General features: G+C 63.5%; 17 protein-coding genes and 1 riboswitch. Of the genes, 7 read left to right on the forward strand and 10 right to left on the reverse strand.

Features of this window, described 5'->3' with window-relative positions; all coding sequences use genetic code 11:
* Positions 1–118 precede the first annotated feature (118 nt).
* The 3 genes from AB5S05_RS16100 to AB5S05_RS16110 all read right to left on the reverse strand — a co-directional run bounded on the left by AB5S05_RS16100 (position 119) and on the right by AB5S05_RS16110 (position 5,313).
* Positions 119–1,486 carry a DUF1329 domain-containing protein gene (locus AB5S05_RS16100; protein ID WP_369288530.1) on the reverse strand — a complete coding sequence of 456 codons (1,368 nt, stop codon included), beginning with the start codon at positions 1,484–1,486 and terminating at the stop codon, positions 119–121.
* Positions 1,487–1,517: 31 nt separating this feature from the next.
* Positions 1,518–3,401 carry a DUF1302 domain-containing protein gene (locus tag AB5S05_RS16105; RefSeq protein WP_369288531.1) on the reverse strand — a complete coding sequence of 628 codons (1,884 nt, stop codon included), beginning with the start codon at positions 3,399–3,401 and terminating at the stop codon, positions 1,518–1,520.
* 229 nt (positions 3,402–3,630) lie between these two features.
* Positions 3,631–5,313 carry a fatty acid--CoA ligase gene (locus AB5S05_RS16110; RefSeq protein WP_369288532.1) on the reverse strand — a complete coding sequence of 561 codons (1,683 nt, stop codon included), beginning with the start codon at positions 5,311–5,313 and terminating at the stop codon, positions 3,631–3,633.
* Between the two features lie 194 nt (positions 5,314–5,507).
* On the opposite strand from AB5S05_RS16110, the gene AB5S05_RS16115 reads away from it, so the two are divergent.
* A complete protein-coding gene (locus AB5S05_RS16115; protein WP_369288533.1) occupies positions 5,508–6,683 on the forward strand; it encodes a thiolase family protein in 1,176 nt (391 codons plus the stop codon).
* Between the two features lie 58 nt (positions 6,684–6,741).
* Here the strand turns inward: AB5S05_RS16115 and AB5S05_RS16120 are convergent, their stop codons facing one another.
* Positions 6,742–7,371, reverse strand: coding sequence for a LysE family translocator (locus tag AB5S05_RS16120; RefSeq protein ID WP_369288534.1), 630 nt, complete (start codon positions 7,369–7,371; stop codon positions 6,742–6,744).
* Between the two features lie 79 nt (positions 7,372–7,450).
* Here AB5S05_RS16120 and AB5S05_RS16125 point away from each other — a divergent pair, with 79 nt between their 5' ends.
* The 4 genes from AB5S05_RS16125 to AB5S05_RS16140 all read left to right on the forward strand — a co-directional run bounded on the left by AB5S05_RS16125 (position 7,451) and on the right by AB5S05_RS16140 (position 10,828).
* Entirely contained in the window at positions 7,451–8,416 is a 966-nt protein-coding gene (locus AB5S05_RS16125) for a 2-hydroxyacid dehydrogenase (protein WP_369288535.1), read from the forward strand.
* A gap of 30 nt (positions 8,417–8,446) precedes the next feature.
* Positions 8,447–9,445: a methyltransferase gene (locus AB5S05_RS16130; RefSeq protein ID WP_369288536.1), complete on the forward strand. Its 999-nt coding sequence runs from the start codon at positions 8,447–8,449 to the stop codon at positions 9,443–9,445.
* Positions 9,446–9,482: 37 nt separating this feature from the next.
* Positions 9,483–9,619: riboswitch (yybP-ykoY riboswitch) on the forward strand.
* 69 nt (positions 9,620–9,688) lie between these two features.
* A complete protein-coding gene (locus tag AB5S05_RS16135; protein WP_369288537.1) occupies positions 9,689–10,273 on the forward strand; it encodes a TMEM165/GDT1 family protein in 585 nt (194 codons plus the stop codon).
* 111 nt (positions 10,274–10,384) lie between these two features.
* The gene (locus AB5S05_RS16140; protein WP_369288538.1) at positions 10,385–10,828 is read left to right on the forward strand and encodes a ketosteroid isomerase-related protein; all 444 of its coding nucleotides are present in this window, start codon (positions 10,385–10,387) and stop codon (positions 10,826–10,828) included.
* A gap of 63 nt (positions 10,829–10,891) precedes the next feature.
* Here the strand turns inward: AB5S05_RS16140 and AB5S05_RS16145 are convergent, their stop codons facing one another.
* The 4 genes from AB5S05_RS16145 to AB5S05_RS16160 form a co-directional block, all read right to left on the reverse strand.
* Positions 10,892–11,713 carry a M48 family metallopeptidase gene (locus tag AB5S05_RS16145; protein ID WP_369288539.1) on the reverse strand — a complete coding sequence of 274 codons (822 nt, stop codon included), beginning with the start codon at positions 11,711–11,713 and terminating at the stop codon, positions 10,892–10,894.
* A 241-nt stretch (positions 11,714–11,954) separates the two neighbouring features.
* Complete coding sequence (locus tag AB5S05_RS16150) at positions 11,955–12,572, reverse strand: SOS response-associated peptidase (protein ID WP_369288540.1); 618 nt, start codon at positions 12,570–12,572, stop codon at positions 11,955–11,957.
* 48 nt (positions 12,573–12,620) lie between these two features.
* The gene (locus AB5S05_RS16155; protein ID WP_369288541.1) at positions 12,621–12,881 is read right to left on the reverse strand and encodes a putative signal transducing protein; all 261 of its coding nucleotides are present in this window, start codon (positions 12,879–12,881) and stop codon (positions 12,621–12,623) included.
* Entirely contained in the window at positions 12,881–13,063 is a 183-nt protein-coding gene (locus tag AB5S05_RS16160; protein ID WP_369288542.1) for a CPXCG motif-containing cysteine-rich protein, read from the reverse strand. Before AB5S05_RS16160 ends, AB5S05_RS16155 begins: the two co-directional genes overlap by 1 nt.
* Positions 13,064–13,164: 101 nt before the next feature.
* Here AB5S05_RS16160 and AB5S05_RS16165 point away from each other — a divergent pair, with 101 nt between their 5' ends.
* On the forward strand, positions 13,165–14,331 hold the full coding sequence (locus AB5S05_RS16165; protein ID WP_369288543.1) for a 1-acyl-sn-glycerol-3-phosphate acyltransferase: 1,167 nt from the start codon (positions 13,165–13,167) through the stop codon (positions 14,329–14,331).
* Between the two features lie 60 nt (positions 14,332–14,391).
* Here the strand turns inward: AB5S05_RS16165 and AB5S05_RS16170 are convergent, their stop codons facing one another.
* A complete protein-coding gene (locus tag AB5S05_RS16170) occupies positions 14,392–14,670 on the reverse strand; it encodes a hypothetical protein (RefSeq protein ID WP_369288544.1) in 279 nt (92 codons plus the stop codon).
* 368 nt (positions 14,671–15,038) lie between these two features.
* On the opposite strand from AB5S05_RS16170, the gene AB5S05_RS16175 reads away from it, so the two are divergent.
* On the forward strand, positions 15,039–15,245 hold the full coding sequence (locus tag AB5S05_RS16175) for a hypothetical protein (RefSeq protein WP_369288545.1): 207 nt from the start codon (positions 15,039–15,041) through the stop codon (positions 15,243–15,245).
* A gap of 57 nt (positions 15,246–15,302) precedes the next feature.
* On the opposite strand, the gene AB5S05_RS16180 is transcribed toward AB5S05_RS16175, so the two are convergent.
* Positions 15,303–15,887, reverse strand: coding sequence for a YajG family lipoprotein (locus tag AB5S05_RS16180; protein ID WP_369288546.1), 585 nt, complete (start codon positions 15,885–15,887; stop codon positions 15,303–15,305).
* Positions 15,888–16,625 lie beyond the last annotated feature (738 nt).

Here is a 16,625-nt window from a genome sequence, read left to right on the forward strand (position 1 = left end):
TTGCCTTGCGCATAACCAGAGCACAGGGCCCAGGGCATGATTCGGCTGTGACTGATCAAACTGCGGGCAAGAAAAAGCCGACCCAAGGGTCGGCTTCTCCAGCGTGTTGCAATCGCGCTTAGCGAACGCCTGCCTGACGCAGGGCCGCCGGGGTGTAGTCGCTTTCCTTGGCCGGGTAGCCGAACTCGTAGGAGCTCTTCTCTTCGTTCTTCATACCCAGGGCCAGGTAGCGGCCGGATTGCAGGTCATACAGCGCTTCCAGGGTGTACCACGGTACCTTCTTGTCGTAGTAGTACTGGGCATGCGCCTCGGCAACACGCCACAGGTTGCCGCGACCGTCGTAGTGGTCGATGGCCGCTGCTTGCCAGGTGTCTTCGTCGATGAAGAAGTCGCGCTTGGCATAGATGTGGCGCTCGCCGGACTTCAGGGTCGCGGTCACGTTCCATACCCGGTGCAGCTCATAACGGGTCAGGTCCTGGTTGATATGACCCGCCTTGATCACTTCGTCATACTTCAGCTTCGGCGAATCCAGCTTGTAGGCGTTGTAGGCAATGTAGACTTCCTTCTTGCCGTTGAGCTTCCACTCGTAGCGGTCAGGCGCACCGTTGTACATGTCGAAGTTGTCGGAAGTACGCAGACCATCGGCGGCGGTACCCGGACCGTCGTAGGACACCTGCGGGGCGCGACGCACGCGACGCTGACCGGCGTTGTACAGCCAAGCCAGACGCGGCTCCTTCACCTGGTTCAGGGTCTCGTGCACCAGCAACACGTTACCGGCCAGACGCGATGGCGCGGTGACCCGCTGCTTGAAGTAGAACAGCACGTTGCTCGGCTTGCTGGTGTCGGCGTCCTTGAGTGCTTCGCGGAAGGTGAACTCATCCTGGAAGTAAACCATGCTGTAGGAGCCATTAGCCTGCGGCGTGGCCTGGGTCACCAGACGCTTGACGCTGCCACCACGGTAACGGGTGATGTGGTTCCAGATGGTTTCCAGACCGTTCTGCGGGATCGGGAACGGATTGGCCTGCTCGAAGTTCTCCAGGCCGTTGCCGCCCTCGACCAGCTTGGTGTTGACCGCGTTGTGCTTGGTCGCCTCGTAGACGAACTCAGGCATGGCAGCCGATCGATGGGTTGGGTACACCGGCATCTTGTAGCTGTCCGGGTAACGCTTGAACATCGCCTGCTGGCCCGGGGTCAGCTTGTCCTTGTACTGCTCCATGTTCTGCGCGGTGATGGTGAACAGCGGCTGCTCGTTGGCGAACGGATCCGCCAGGAAACCGGCCGCATCGGCAGCGCCGGCATCGGTCGGCAGGCCGCCGGTCCAGGCCGGGATCGAACCATCGGCGTTACCCGCCTTCTCGGCGCCGACCGGGGTCAAAGTGGTGCCCAGCTTGGCAGCTTCTTCCGGCGACACTGCCGCCATCACACTGCAGGCCAGCAGCGACAGGCTCAGCGCGCCGGTTTGCAACAGACCTTTTGTTGTTTTCATATACATAGTCTTCCTCAAAATTCCTGGCCGCTTAGAAGTTCATGCCGAAGCTGAGCGCAACGAAGTCGCGATCAATTGCCGTGTTGTAGTCGCCACCGAAGAAGTCGGTGTAGGACAGGTCGGCCGTGTAGGTGTTCTGGTACTCGGCATTCAGGCCCAGGCTGACGGCCTTGGAACCTTCGTTGAACAGGCCGTTCGGACCATAGCCGTCCACGTCATGCGACCAGGACAGGCTCGGCTTCAGGTTGACGCCGGCGAACACACTGGGGTAGTCGAGAATGGCGCGAGCGCGATAGCCCCAGGACGTGGTGGTCACAAAGCCATCGTCATTGCTGGCACTGTAGGCACCATAGATGGAGTCGCGGCCATATTGCAGGTCGGAACGGCGCTCCAGCCCACCCACATGGGCGGCACCGATTTCACCGACCACAGTCAGGCGACTGGCGCCCATCACCTGATCGAAGAAATGGGTAAAGGTGGTCTGCACCTGGGTCAGCTCTTTACGGCGGTAGCCCTGGTTCTCGGCACCGGGTGCGGTATCAATCGTAGGGGCTGCAGCACCGCCCGTGAGTGGGTTCACCAGTGCGGTATTGAGCGCCGTACTGTTGATCTGGATCGGAGCATTGGGACGGTAGCTCACCTCACCCGCCCAGGAAGTACCGGTGGGCAGCACGGTCGAGAAGCTCAGGCCGTAGAGACGAATATCTTCTGGATAGCTCAGGAAGTACTCGCCATTACCGAGCGCTACAGCGGGAGCCAGGCCAGCAGCCGCGGCACCAAACGCAGGGCTGAAGGCACATGCGGGGAAGCCCCCGAATGCGGAACAGAGCGCACCGGCAGTACTGGTGGGATTACTCAAGTTCGCAGGCGTCGCCGCCAGCCCCGCAAGCGTCGCGGCGTCCGCAGTTTTGGTGTTAAAGAACGGCGTCCGGCTGTGGTAATTCATAAAGTAGGCGCCGTACTCGGTGTTATCGCCTAGCCAGCGCAGAGCCAGACCATACTGGCCACTGTCACGGGCATCACGATCACCACCACGCTGCACCACAACGCCTTCGTCCTCAACATCAAAACCAGCGCCGGTAGCGGCAGCAAATGGCTGCAGAGCACGCAAGGCGGCGACGGAAGCGGGATCAGTGCTACCAGGAACAGTCAGATTGTTATCGCAGCCATCGGCGATCACATCGGAGGTGGAGAAGAAGGTGCCGCAGTTATCGGCGATGGTCTGGTCCCATTCGATCTGGTAGAAGGCCTCCATCGACAAGTTGTCGGTCAGGCTCTGCCCCACATAGAACATGTTGACCGGGATCAGACCCTCCTTGATCTCGGCGCCCGGGCGACGGAAGGCGGCGGCGTCGATCGGGTTGATCGAGTTGATGCTGTTCTGGATAAAGGTACTCTCACCCCAGCTGACCACCTGCTTGCCGAGGCGCACAGAGCCTGGCTGATCGGCAATGGCGTAGTTGTGGTAGACGAAGGCGTCGAGAATTTCCGCTCCCGAGGACTGGGCAGCCTGCTTGCGGTTGCTGTCGCTGACATCCTTGAACAGGCGACTCTCGTCCTTCAGTTCGAAGTCATACCAGTACTTGCCACGAACGAAGGCGCCGCTGTCGCCATACTTCAGCTCCAGGTCGTGAATACCCTTGAAGATCTTCGAGAAGGTTTCGCCCTTCTTGAAGTTCAGGCGGTTGTCATCGCTGGTCGACGAGGCGGCCTTGCCACCATTGACCGTGCCGATCAGGTCTGGATCCGCACCCCGTACCGACCAACTGGCCCCCACGGAGACCGACGAATCGAGCTGACCTTCGATCTCGCCGATATTGAAGGTAACGCCGAATGCCGGTGCGGCGAGGGTGGATGCGAGGCTGACGGCCAGAGGCAGTCTTGCCAGGCGCCAGGTTTGTTGGGTTTTTGTCATCGACGCTACTCCATGTTCTTTTTTGTTATGGATGGTGCGGACTATAGCCAGCGGGTGGTACGACTTGATCCCTCGAAAGTGTGATTTGCAGTCCCCCGGCACTCTGGCCCGCCGGTTTCGACGGCATAACCGCCGCTGCTGCGAGCCAGGAGTGAGTGGAATGGAGCAATTAACAAGCCAAACGCTTGTTTGACTTATTGGTCACTTTTCGAGCTATAGCTGCTGGGCCCTAGAGGGTGGAGAGGAATTCACTGCCCGCCTCCTGCCACTGGGCGATATCCACGCGAATGCGTTTCTTGTCCAGCTTGCCGACACTGGTCTTGGGAATTTCGGTAACAAGGGCAATCTGAGTGGGAATCGCCCACTTGTTGATATGGCCCTGCTCGACAAAGGGCTTGAGGTGCTCCTTGAGGCCCTTGGCATCCAAGGCCTGGCCGTCACGCAATACCAGCAGGGCAAACGGACGCTCGCCCCACTGCGGGTCAGGCACACCGACCACCGCCACCTCGCGAACGGCCGGGTGGCGGCTGATCAGGTCTTCCAGCGCCAGCGAGGAGATCCACTCGCCGCCGGTCTTGATCACGTCCTTGATCCGGTCACGGATCTCGATGAAACCCATGCCATCGATGGTGGCCACATCGCCGGTATGCAACCAGCCATGGGCCCAGAGCTCCTCACCCTTCTCCGGCTCGCGGAAGTAACCCTGGGTCAACCAGGGGGCGCGCAGCACCAGTTCGCCCTGGGTCTCGCCATCGCTCGGCAGTAGCTTGCCATCGGCGTCCATGATGGCCGCATCGACCAGCGGCACCGCCACGCCGGCCTTGATCCGGTAGGTGATGCGCTCATCCTCGCTACCCGCGCGCACCTGCTCGTTGAGGTAGCCGGAGGAAATCAGCGGACAGGTTTCCGACATGCCGTAGGCGGCGGTCAGCTGGATGCCGCGGGCCTGGGCCGCATCGTACAGGGCACGGTTCAGGGCGCTGCCGCCGATGATCATCTTCAGCCCGCCGAAGTCGTGGCCCTGGGCATTGGGTGCGTTCATCAGCATCTGCAGGATGGTGGGTACGCAGTGGGAGAAGGTGACCTTCTCCTGGTCGATCAGCTTGCACAGCATCTCGGGCTCGTAACGCCCCGGATAGACCTGCTTGATCCCGAGCATGGTGGCCACGTAGGGCACGCCCCAGGCGTGCACGTGGAACATCGGGGTGATCGGCATGTAGACGTCATCGGTGCCCAGCAGGCGGATGCAGTCCAGACTGCCCATCATGCTGGCCATCGACAGGGTGTGCAGCACCAGCTGGCGGTGGCTGAAATAGACCCCCTTGGGGTTGCCGGTGGTGCCGGTGGTGTAGAAGGTGGTGGCCACCGAGTTCTCGTCGAAATCGGCGAACGCATAGCCTGGGCTGGCGACCTCCAGCAGCTGCTCGTACTCGCCGACCAGGTTTGGCAGCTCGGCGCTCTTGTCTTCGCCATCGGTCAGCAGCAGGGTTTTCTCGACCGTGCTCAGCTGGCTGGCGATGCCGTTGTAGAGCGGCACGAACTCACTGTTGACCAGGACGAAGCGGTCCTCGGCATGGTTCATCGTGTAGAGAATTTGCTCGGGCGACAGGCGAATATTGATGGTGTGCAACACTGCACCCAGCATGGGGATGGCGAACATGCACTCCAGGTAACGGTGGCTGTCCCAGTCCATCACCGCCACGGTATCGCCGGCCTTGACCCCAGCACTGGTCAAGACGTTGGCCAGCCGCGCGACGCGCTCGTTGAAGGTCGCGTAGTTGTAGCGCATCCGGTCGCGGTAGACGATTTCGCGGGTTTTCTCGTAGCGGCCGCCCGACAACAGCAGGCTCTTGATCAGCAATGGATAGGGATGGGCATTGGCGGCGGGCGGGATGATGCGGGTCTGCAACATGGGGTGTCACCTGTATGCTGAATTATTGGTTTTCCGATGACAGCGACTCTAGGGCGCTGAATGGCCAGGCAAATCAGTCAAAAGAATGATTTAGGTCATGACTATTTTTCGATATCTGGTCACACGGTAGAATCGGAGCTGGTTACTGGTCGTCGACCAGCCTATCCCGTCACTGTTTCACCGAGGTAACAGCAATGTCAGATATCGTCATCGTCAGCGGCGCACGGACTCCAATGGGTGGCTTCCAGGGCAGCCTATCGAGCATTTCCGCGGTAGAACTGGGTGCTACGGCCATTCGCGAAGCGGTCCAGCGTGCCGGCATCCAGCCCGCCGACGTGGAGGAAGTACTGATGGGCTGCGTACTGCCGGCCGGCCTCAAGCAGGGCCCGGCGCGCCAGGCCGCACTGCAAGCGGGCCTGCCGGCCGCCACCGGCTGCACCACGATCAACAAGCTGTGCGGCTCGGGCATGAAGGCGGTGATGCTGGCGCATGATGCCCTAAAGGCCGGCAGCAACAAGGTGATGATCGCCGGTGGCATGGAAAGCATGTCCAACGCCCCCTACATCCTGGAGAAGGCCAGAGCCGGCCTGCGCATGGGCCATGGCGAGATCAAGGACCACATGTTCCTCGATGGCCTGGAAGACGCCCGCACGGGCCGCCTGATGGGCTCCTTCGCCCAGGAGACGGCCGACCAATACGGCATCGGCCGTGAGGAAATGGACGCCTACGCCATCGAGTCGCTCAAGCGTGCCCAGGCGGCGATCGCCGCCGGCTCGCTGAGCGCCGAGATCGTCCCGGTCACCGTCACCAGCCGCAAGGGCGAGGTGGTGATCAAGGACGACGAGCAACCGCTGAACGCCAACCTGGAGAAGATCCCCAGCCTCAAGCCGGCGTTTCGCAAGGACGGCACCATCACCGCCGCCAACGCCAGCTCGATCTCCGATGGCGCCTCGGCGCTGGTGCTGATGACCGCCGAGGAGGCGGCCAAACGCGGCCTCAAGCCGATGGCACGGATCGTCGCTCACGCGACCCAGAGCCAGGACCCGAGCGAGTTCACCCTGGCCCCGATCGGCGCCATGACCAGCCTGCTGAAGAAGACCGGCTGGAGCACAGACGAAGTCGACCTGTTCGAGATCAACGAGGCCTTCGCCATGGTCACCATGCTGGCCATGCGCGAGCACGGTTTGGACCACGCCAAGGTCAACATCTATGGCGGTGCCTGCGCCCAGGGCCACCCGGTCGGCTCGACCGGCTCGCGGATCATCCTCACCCTGATCAACGCCCTGCAAAATACCGGCGGCAAGCGCGGCGTGGCGTCACTGTGCATTGGTGGCGGGGAAGCCACGGCGGTGGCCGTCGAACTGCCGTAAGCCTCCAGCACCAAGAAAAATGCCCCGCAGCTGCGGGGCATTTTCAATCAAGCGGCGCTCAACGCATTTCACTGAACGCCAGCTTGACCCCGATACCCACCAGCACAGCGCCCATCAGGCGATCGAACCAGTGGCCGAGCCGGGCAAATCCGGCGCGCACGCGCTCCTGGCTGAACAGCATCGCCACCAGGCAGAACCACAGGGCCGTGGCCAGTGCCAGGTAAACGCCGTAGCCGCCCTGCACCAGAAGCGGGGTATGAGGGTCGATCACCACGGTGAACAAGGACAGGAAGAACAGCGTCGCCTTCGGGTTCAAGCCGTTGGTGACAAAGCCGGTAGCGAAGGCCGCCCGCGGCGAACGCACGCCTTGCGCCAGGCTCAACTCCGCGCGAGCCGGGTCGGCCGGCCTGGCACGCAGGGCCTTGACGCCGATATACAGCAGGTAGGCGGCCGCCAACCACTTCAACGCGTTGAACAGCACGATCGACTGCGAGACGATCAGGCCGATGCCCAGCAGCGAATAGGCCACATGCACGAAGATCCCGGTGCCCACACCCAGCGCCGTGAAGATGCCGGCGCGCCGGCCGAAGCCCACGCTTTCGCGCACCACGATGGCGAAGTCCGGGCCGGGGCTGGCCACCGCCAGCAGATGAATCAGCGCCACCGTCAAAAACTCTGTCCAGTACATGGTGCCTCCGCGCCAGCCAATCGGGTCTGATAGGCTGACAACCTTACCTCCATCGGGCCCGCACTCAAAGGTACAGCTAATGAGCAACAGAACCCGTGCCGTATTTCTCGACCACAGCTCCCTCGACCTCGGCGACCTCGACCTGTCGCCGCTGACCCAGGCGTTCAGCGAACTGCAGTTGCATGATCGCAGCGTTCCCGAGCAGGTCGTCGAGCGCCTGCGCGGCGCCCAGGTGGCGATCAGCAACAAGGTGCCGCTGGACGCCGCCACCTTTGCCGCCTGCCCGGAGCTGAAGCTGGTGCTGGTCGCCGCCACCGGCACCAACAACGTCGACCTGGCCGCCGCGCGCGAACGCGGCATCACCGTGAGCAACTGCCAGGGCTATGGCACCCCCTCGGTAGCCCAGCACACCCTGATGTTGCTGCTGGCCCTGGCCACCCGCCTGCCCGACTACCAGGCGGCGGTGCGCGCCGGGCACTGGCAACAGGCGCAGCAGTTCTGCCTGCTGGATTTCCCCATCGTCGAACTGGAGGGCAAGACCCTCGGCCTGCTCGGCCACGGCGAGCTGGGCGGCGCGGTAGCCAGGCTGGCCGAGGCCTTCGGCATGCGTGTGCTGCTTGGGCAATTGCCGGGGCGCCCCTCTCGCGAGGACCGCCTGCCGCTGGACGAGCTGTTGCCGCAGGTCGATGCCCTGAGCCTGCACTGCCCGCTGAATGCCGCCACCGCCAACCTGATTGGCGAATACGAACTGAACCTGATGAAGCCCGGCGCCTTCCTGATCAACACCGCCCGCGGCGGCCTGGTCGACGAGCAAGCGCTGGCCGCCTGCCTGCGCCGTGGCCACCTGGGCGGCGCCGCCACCGACGTCCTGACCCAGGAACCGCCGCGCGACGGCAACCCGCTGCTGGCTGCCGACATTCCGCGCCTGATCGTCACCCCGCACAGCGCCTGGGGCAGCCGCGAGGCACGTCAGCGCATCGTCGGCCAACTTGCCGAAAATGCCCAGGCGTTCTTCGCCGGTGCGCCACGGCGGATTGTCGGCTAAGCTGCGCGCCATTTTTTTCGAGGAGCGCCCATGGACCCGCGAAGCGAAGTGCTGCTGCGTCAGGCCGAACTGTTCGGCGGCCCCCTGCTGCTGGCCGGACTGCCGGCCGACGACCTGCTCGGCCAGCTGCCCGACGCTCGCGGCTGGAGCTGGCATGCCGGCGAGCAGGCGACGCTGGACGCGCGCTTTACCGGGCGCTGCCAGTTTGGCGTGAGTCCGCCTGCGGGCGACTTCACGTCTGCCGTGCTGTTTCTGCCGAAATCCCGCGAACTGACCGACTACCTGCTGACCGCCCTGGCCGCCCGACTGGCTGGCCGACCGTTGTTTCTGGTCGGTGAAAAGCGCGCCGGCATCGAACGTGCCGCCAAGCAGCTGGCGGCGTTCGGCAAGCCGCGCAAGCTCGACAGCGCCCGGCATTGCCAGCTCTGGGCGGTCACCGTGGAACAGGTGCCGGCGACACCCGATCTCGAAGCCCTGGCCCAGCGCTATCAACTTGAACTGGCCGACGGCCCGCTGACCGTCGTCAGCCTGCCCGGTGTATTCAGCCATGGCCGCCTGGATGCCGGCAGCGCCTTGCTCCTGCAACACCTGGACCGGCTACCGGCCGGCCACCTGCTGGACTTCGGCTGCGGTGCCGGTGTACTGGGCGCGGTGCTCAAGCGGCGCTATCCGGACAGCCAGGTCAGCCTGCTCGACGTCGACGCCTTCGCCCTCGCCAGCAGCCGCCTGACCCTGGCCGCCAACGGCCTGCAGGCCGAGGTACTCGGCGGCGACGGAATAGACGCGGCGCCGACCGGGCTCAGCGCCATCCTCAGCAACCCGCCCTTTCATCAGGGCGTGCATACCCACTACCAGGCCACCGAGCACCTGCTGCGTCAGGCAGCCCGGCACCTGCAGCGCGGCGGTCAACTGCGCCTGGTGGCCAACAGCTTCCTCAAGTACCCGCCGCTGATCGAACAGCACCTGGGCGCCTGCCTGACCCTGGCCGAGGACGGGGGTTTTCGCATCTACCAGGCCAGCAGGCCCTGAAATCGGGCTTGCCCAACCCTCGCCGCTTGGGCAAAATGCGCCCGTCCTAGGGGAGTAGTCTCCCGCGAGCCAGCGCTCGCCCGGCACCCGTCAACATACTTGGTCCACAGACCATGGCGCGTGCGACCCAGGGCCCTCCGAGCAGGGCCTGCGGTTTGACAAGACCTATGACACGCACACCTAACCCGGGGCGGGAAGGCTGTACGTGTCATAGCCATGTCGACCCGCCCCTCAGGAATCCCGATGTTTGAATCCCTCTCCGTTCCCACCCTGATCGTGGCCCTGGCCGAGATTGGCGACAAGACGCAGCTGCTCGCCCTGCTCCTGGCCGCACGCTTCCGCCGGCCCTGGCCGATCGTCGCCGGCATCGTCGCCGCCACCCTGGCCAACCACTTCGCCGCCGGCGCCATCGGCAACTGGGTCGCCGGCCTGTTCTCCCCGGTCACCCTGAGCTGGACGCTTGCCGCCAGTTTCGTCGCGGTAGCCGCCTGGACCCTGATTCCCGACACCCTGGACGATGACGAAAACTCGAGCTTCAAGCGCTACGGCCCCTTCCTCACCACCCTGATCGCCTTCTTCATCGCCGAGATGGGTGACAAGACCCAGATCGCCACCGTGATGCTCGCCGCCCAGTATCCCTACCTGATCCTGGTGGTCATCGGCACCACCCTGGGCATGCTGATCGCCAACGTGCCCGTGGTGCTGGCCGGCAACTTCGCCGCCGAGCGCCTGCCGCTGCCCCTGATCCGCCGCCTGGCCGCCAGCGCCTTCGCGGCCCTGGCAGTCTATGCCGGCTACCAGGCCCTGCGCCTCGGCGGCCTGTCATGACCGGCATCTGAGGTGCCTCGAATGAGGCTGCAGGCGATAGTCCGATGCAGGTGACTGCTGATAAAGTGCGCAAGCTTTTGCTCATCGTTTGCAGCAATCACGGAGTGCATCATGTCATTGGATGATCGGAAAAAACTGGTTCGTCAGCATATCGACCTGAGCTGGAACAAAGGCCGGCTGGCGCTGGCGGAGCAGCTGCACAGCAGGGACTTCCTCTACAAGAGCTCGTTCGTCGGCCAGGCCAAGGGCAGCGCGGACTTCGTCCGCCTGGTGCAGGAAATCCGCGAGGCCATGCCGGACCTGGAGGTGGTGGTCGAAGACTGCATCGCCGAAGGCAACAAGGTGGTGACCTGGAGCACCCTGATCGGCACCATCGAGAAACCGGCGCTCGGCTACCCGCCGAGCGACAAGGTGCTGAGCATTTCGGCCATGGCCTTCTGGACCCTGACCCCGGGTAACGAAATCCAGGAGATCTGCACCATCTTCGACATGGAGAGCTTCCGCGCCCAACTGGGCCTGCAGACCCGGCCTTACTCCGACAAGGCCCTGCCGTAGCACGCCTGCGTCCTTGGCCAGACCCGCAGACAGGGGCTGGCCACGGACGCAGCAGGAGTGCCGTCAGCGCGCGCCCAGCGCCCGCTCATAGAGCGGCATGACCTTCGGAATGGCCGCCTGCAGGGCGGCAATTCGGCTGCTCGATGCGGGGTGGGTGCTCATGAACTCCGGTGGCGCGCCGTTGCTCGCCTGGGCCATCTTCTGCCACAGGCTGATCGCGGCATTCGGGTTGTAGCCTGCGCGAGCCGCCAGCTCCAGACCCAGCAGGTCGGCCTCGTTCTCGTTAGCGCGGCTGTTGGGCAGAGTCAGGCTGTACTGCACGACGGTATCGGCCATGGCCATGGTGTTCTCGCCCAGACCGAGCAAGGCGCCGGCGCCCTGCTTGGCCAGAGCCACCCCGTAGGCCTTGGACATGGCTTCGCGGCTGTGCTCGCGCAGGGCATGGGCAATCTCATGACCCATCACAGCGGCGATTTCGTCGTCGCTGAGCTTGAGCTTGTCGATCAAGCCGCTGTAGAAAATGATCTTGCCGCCCGGGCCGCAGTTGGCATTGAGTTCCTCGCTCTTGATCAGATTGACCTCCCACTGCCACTGCGCGGCATCCGGCCGGAACAGCGGGGCCTGCTCGATCAGGCGGTCGGCGATCCGCCGCAGGCGCTTGGCGTTGGCGCTGCTCTTGTCCAGTACGCCCTTGCTCCGTGCCTCGCCCAGGGTCTGCTGATAGGACTGGGCATACATCTGGTTGACTTCCTGGGTCGAAAGCATGCTGAACATATATTGCTTGCGCTCGACCCCCACCGCACCACCGCTGGTGGTGTTCACGGCCTGGCATCCTGCCAGCAGCAAGGCCGCGGCCAGCGCGGTGATGGACAACGTCTGCTTCATGCTCAATCTCCATGTGAATTAACCGCCTATGCTAGGCCGCGCCAGCTGCCGCGGGCAACTGCGCAGCGCCAGGGCGGCCAGTGCACATCGCCTGCGCCGCGAGCCTCGCCAGCTAGATGCCGCGAAAGGCCGGTGCCGGCGATGATGACGCTACGCGTCAGGGCGCGAAAGAAGCCGACGGCAACGATTCCGGCGGGTGCTTAGCGGCATCACCAAACAGACCGGGCTAATCAATCAAGGTTCAAGCCGGTGTCAGGCACTCGGGAGCGTCGAGCTTGGGGTCGTTGATCAGGGTGGCCAGCACCCGTTCGCGCAGAGGTTCCTGGGGACAGGCCAGCAGCGCCTGCAACTGCTCCACCGGCGTAAGCGGATCCAGCCAGGCCTCCTGCCCGGCGGCATCGAGAATCAGCGGGCGACGCTGGTTGGCGGCGGCCTGGGTCACCACCGCGGCACTCAGGTAGACGTGCCCCTGCACCGGATAGGCTTCCCACAGCGCGGCGAAATACAGCGTCGAGGCTTCGCCCGTGAGCCAATAGGGACGCTTGCGCGTGCTACCGCGCCATTCATAGAAGCCATTGGCCGGCAACAGGCCGCGGCGCAGGCGGAACGCCTCGCGGAACATGGGCTGATCGGCCAAGGTTTCGGCACGCGCCTGGGCCGGCGTCTTGGTCAGGTCGGTCAGCCAGGGGGGCGTCAACCCCCAGCGCACTCGCGCCAGCTGCCGCTCACCGGCGACATTGCGCAGCAACAGAACCTGGGCGTTGGGCGAAATGCTCCAATGCGGCAGCTGATCCGCAGGAAAACCAGGCAGGGCCGCAAACGCGGGCGACCAGCGAAACAGGGCGTAGCGTCCACACATGAAAACACTCGACTACGGACAAACGAAGCACTGCCCAGGGGCAGCGAGCTAGCACAGCAGCACGCCGGGAATACTCTCCGGCTCATCGCCGGGTAGCGGCTGCGCGGCATTGTACGCGGCGATCAGCCCCTGCGCCCGCTCGGCCTGATGATCCTCGACCAGCAAGCCGAGCAAACCGCTGGCCGGCAGCTCGCCTATGGCGCCCATCAGGTGCTGGCCGGTCAGGTGGGCCGCAATACCTTCACTAGCCAGCATCCCCAGCAGCAGCTCGGCCTCCAGCAAGTCCTCGGGCTCGTAGATACGCTGCATCAGTCGTCCTCTCCCCGTACATCCAGCGTCCAGTCACGGCCATCGGTGCGCAAATCGAAGACGATCGGCCGGCAGCACACCGGGCAATCCTCGATGTATTGCTGGTCGCCCGCCGACAGATCGAGTACCGCCTCGACCCGCTCCGCGCAATAGGGGCATTGATACGCCTGGACTTCCAGCATCGCGGCCTCCGTGTGACTTGCAGGTATAATCGCCGGTCTATTGCCAGTCTCCGCTCGAATGGAGACTCACCGCTAACAGCAGCCAACCTGACCAAGAGAGCATGATGGGCGAATTCGATGCCATCCGACCTTACGCCGACAGCGAAGTCCCCGCCGTTCTGGCGCGCCTGCTGAACGACGACGCCTTTCTCGACATCCTCACCCAGTACCGCTTTCCTCGCCTGGCCGGATCACTGGGCTGGTTGCTTAAACCACTTATAGCCTATCGGCTGCGCCTTGAGTTCCGCGGCGTCGCTTCGGTAGCCGCCCTGCAGGACAAGATAGAGGTCTATGTCGATCGCAGCATCGAGCGCGCTACCGATGGCGTGACCTACTCCGGGGTCGAACAGCTCCAGGCAGGCAGCGCCTACCTGTTCCTGGCCAACCACCGCGACATCGTCATGGACCCGGCATTCGTCAACTATGCGGTCTACCACGCCGGCCTGCCGACGCCACGCATCGCCATTGGCGACAACCTGCTGCAGAAGCCCTTCGTCAGCGACCTGATGCGCCTGAACAAGAGTTTCATCGTCCACCGCTCGCTCAGCGGTCGGCGCGAGAAGCTGGCGGCCTACCAGCTGCTTTCGGCCTATATCAACCACTCGATTCGCAACGATGGCGAGTCCATCTGGATCGCCCAGGCCGAGGGCCGGGCCAAGGACGGCGACGACCGCACCGATTCGGCGATCCTCAAGATGTTCCACATGAGTCGCAAGGACGAGCCGTTCGCCGAGGTGATTCGCTCACTGAACCTGACGCCCGTGTCGATCAGCTACGAATACGACCCGTGCGACCAGGCCAAGGCCCGCGAGCTGTTCACCCGCGCCACCACCGGCGCCTACCAGAAGGCGCCCGGCGAAGACGACCAGAGCATTGCCCTGGGCATCACCGGCTACAAGGGGCGCGTGCATGTGCACTTCAGCGCGCCAGTCAGTGCTGGCCTGGAAGACAGCAAGCAGCTGGCTGCAGAGATGGACCGGCACATTCTCGCCGGTTATCGCCTGTTCCCGGTGCACTACCTGGCCTACGCGATGTGGGCCGAGCGCGACCCGCAACTGCAGGTGCCCAGTGCCGCCGAACTGTTTCCGGCCGAAGAACTGGCCGTCGCCCAAGCCGAATGGCAAAAGCGCCTGGCCGCCTGCCCTGCCGAACAACAGCCTTACCTGGTGCTGCAATACGCCAACCCGGTGCGCAACCAGTACCGCATCAAGGCGGGGCTGGCGCTGTAAGCCGCCGCACGAGCGAAAAAAGGCAGCCCGCGGGCTGCCTTTTTTCATCGACCAGGGGCCTCAGAGTCGGGTGCTGATCCAGGACACCGCCAGCGCGACGGCCAGGCACAGGTAACCGAAACGATAGAAAAAGCGGTTGAGGCGCAGCGTTGGCTCATCTTCCGCGCAGCCCTGCTCCCCCATCCGGCTGGCGGCAGCCAATTGGGCGATGGCCCGGTGCTCGCGCACACGGGTAGCCAGCAACAGCCAGGCGCCGGCACCGGCAAAAAACAGTGCCAATCCGTTTACCCATTGCGCCGGATGGGCGAGAAACAGCGACCAGAGCGCTTGCAGCGTCATCGACAACCTCCACAACATCTTGGTGCATGGGCGAGCATTCACGCACCACAAGGGGGAAAAATTTGGCAGTGGCGACCACGACATCGCCTGTCGCCGCTTCGACCCACATGCCTTCAGCATGCCTGGGCGGCAGCTGGCGTCACTCTCGGCAACCGCAGGAGTTGCCACGCGCCCAGCCGAAACACCCGAGATAAAGGGGGGCAGTTTACTGAATTGGCAGCCTTATAAGTTTCATTCCCGACGAACGCCGAAAATATCTCGAAACTGTCTGAGAATCGTCACAAACCTGGCCTAAAGTTTGAATCCCATACCCATACGCACCGTAAGCAATCGACGGGGCGCCCCAAACTGTCTGCGGAGAAATTGCCATGCTGCATGCTCAACCTCAAGACCGCGATTACCTGATCGACTCGCTGGACGACGTGGAAGCGGTGATCGACGAACTCTCCTTCAACGTTCAGGACCAGCACTGGCTGGTCTATTGCGCCCTCGGCGGCCACGAGCATTACGACCTGCCGGACATCGACCCCAACAGCGGCTTCAGCCTGCCTGAACTCTATGCGCAAGCAGCCTGATTGCCGCCACAAAAAAGCCCGCAAGGCCTGACCCTGCGGGCTTTTTTTGTGGGCCGCTTACTGGGCCAGCAGTTGCCCGATCGTCGGGTCCTTGAAGGCGCGGGTCAAGGCGTCGCTCAACACATCACTGACCAGCTTGGTATTGGTTTCCTGATTGGGCGCCATACCGAAACGCTGATTCAGCGACGCGCCGTAACGCCCATTGTAGCGGCGCGAGCCACTCTGCACGTCGACGCGGAAGGTGGCGGTCATGTCCGCCTCGGTCACGTACAGCCCTTCTTTCGGCGACTGATACTTCAATTCGGCCAGGGTCAGGGTCAACTGCGGGGCATTGTAGGCATTTGGCGTCGGGGTAAAGCCGAGCAGGCGCACCGCCGCCTCGGCCTGGGCCTGCAGCTTGGGCAGGATGTCCTGGCTGCTGACACTGATCGCACTGGTTTCCGGGTACAGACCACCGCGGGTACCGAGTACCGGCGACGGTCGACCGTCCGCCACGCGTACCACCACCGGCTGCCCCTGCCCCACGGCGACCAGCGGGCTATTGAGTTTGGGTTGCGGGCTAAGCTGTTGCGGGCTGTGGGCACAACCGGTCAGCACCAGGGCGGCGGCGGCGGTCAGAGCAATCAACAGGCGATTGAGCATGCTCAACATCTCCATGAGGGGGCCGAAAGTGACCCGCAGTATAACCAGCGCCTCGGGGCGCTGACAGCATCCTTTATGCGACGGTACAGGCTCGCCGCAGGCGACTGTCACCGGCCTGTCACAGCGATCTGGCATAAGACTTTAGTCGGCCTCAGCATCGAGTATCGCACCATGTATCTGCTTCGTTTCTTGCTTGCACCGCGTCGTCCCTCGCGCCTGTTTGCCCTGGTGGATGCGGGCGGTCGCTGCCGCGCCTTTCGCCAGTCAGCCCAGGCGCCAGTAGGCGCGGGCTGGATCGAGGTCAATGAACAGCGCCTGTGCTGGCTGCAGCAACCGCTTCCGGCCAGCGCCCGAATCAGCCAAGTCGGCAAAACGACGCGCACCAGCAAAGCGTTGGCAGCCTGACCGACGGATAAAGAAAAGTCGCACCCGGCGATCAATTCCCCTCGCTTTCGCCTTATAATCGCGCCCCGATTATAAGGTCGCCTCCTGATCGGGCCTCGCCGTCCTGCTGATGCTCAAGCCATCGGCCAAGCCCCAGAGAGTCGCCCACTTCGTGCTGCCACCAAGGCAGTCGCTTCTCGCCCATCTCGCAGAACGCCTTGCAGTTATGCAATGGAAGCGCTGCGCCGGCGCAAAAGCGACTCCGGCCCACGAGCTTTTTGAGGTTCACCGCTCCAAAAGAGCGTGAAAAAACGGTTTCAACAACTTCACAAGAGTGTGGCGATAATGAACGAT

This window comes from Pseudomonas zhanjiangensis, from assembly GCF_041027545.1.
GTDB lineage: Bacteria > Pseudomonadota > Gammaproteobacteria > Pseudomonadales > Pseudomonadaceae > Aquipseudomonas > Aquipseudomonas zhanjiangensis.

Excerpts from the sequence above, each read along its gene's own strand:
- AB5S05_RS16100 (WP_369288530.1), bottom strand. The coding sequence starts at position 1,486 with ATGAAAACAACAAAAGGTCTGTTGCAAACCGGCGCGCTGAGCCTGTCG.
- AB5S05_RS16105 (WP_369288531.1), bottom strand. The coding sequence starts at position 3,401 with ATGACAAAAACCCAACAAACCTGGCGCCTGGCAAGACTGCCTCTGGCC.
- AB5S05_RS16110 (WP_369288532.1), bottom strand. The coding sequence starts at position 5,313 with ATGTTGCAGACCCGCATCATCCCGCCCGCCGCCAATGCCCATCCCTAT.
- AB5S05_RS16115 (WP_369288533.1), top strand. The coding sequence starts at position 5,508 with ATGTCAGATATCGTCATCGTCAGCGGCGCACGGACTCCAATGGGTGGC.
- AB5S05_RS16120 (WP_369288534.1), bottom strand. The coding sequence starts at position 7,371 with ATGTACTGGACAGAGTTTTTGACGGTGGCGCTGATTCATCTGCTGGCG.
- AB5S05_RS16125 (WP_369288535.1), top strand. The coding sequence starts at position 7,451 with ATGAGCAACAGAACCCGTGCCGTATTTCTCGACCACAGCTCCCTCGAC.
- AB5S05_RS16130 (WP_369288536.1), top strand. The coding sequence starts at position 8,447 with ATGGACCCGCGAAGCGAAGTGCTGCTGCGTCAGGCCGAACTGTTCGGC.
- AB5S05_RS16135 (WP_369288537.1), top strand. The coding sequence starts at position 9,689 with ATGTTTGAATCCCTCTCCGTTCCCACCCTGATCGTGGCCCTGGCCGAG.
- AB5S05_RS16140 (WP_369288538.1), top strand. The coding sequence starts at position 10,385 with ATGTCATTGGATGATCGGAAAAAACTGGTTCGTCAGCATATCGACCTG.
- AB5S05_RS16145 (WP_369288539.1), bottom strand. The coding sequence starts at position 11,713 with ATGAAGCAGACGTTGTCCATCACCGCGCTGGCCGCGGCCTTGCTGCTG.
- AB5S05_RS16150 (WP_369288540.1), bottom strand. The coding sequence starts at position 12,572 with ATGTGTGGACGCTACGCCCTGTTTCGCTGGTCGCCCGCGTTTGCGGCC.
- AB5S05_RS16155 (WP_369288541.1), bottom strand. The coding sequence starts at position 12,881 with ATGCAGCGTATCTACGAGCCCGAGGACTTGCTGGAGGCCGAGCTGCTG.
- AB5S05_RS16160 (WP_369288542.1), bottom strand. The coding sequence starts at position 13,063 with ATGCTGGAAGTCCAGGCGTATCAATGCCCCTATTGCGCGGAGCGGGTC.
- AB5S05_RS16165 (WP_369288543.1), top strand. The coding sequence starts at position 13,165 with ATGATGGGCGAATTCGATGCCATCCGACCTTACGCCGACAGCGAAGTC.
- AB5S05_RS16170 (WP_369288544.1), bottom strand. The coding sequence starts at position 14,670 with ATGACGCTGCAAGCGCTCTGGTCGCTGTTTCTCGCCCATCCGGCGCAA.
- AB5S05_RS16175 (WP_369288545.1), top strand. The coding sequence starts at position 15,039 with ATGCTGCATGCTCAACCTCAAGACCGCGATTACCTGATCGACTCGCTG.
- AB5S05_RS16180 (WP_369288546.1), bottom strand. The coding sequence starts at position 15,887 with ATGCTCAATCGCCTGTTGATTGCTCTGACCGCCGCCGCCGCCCTGGTG.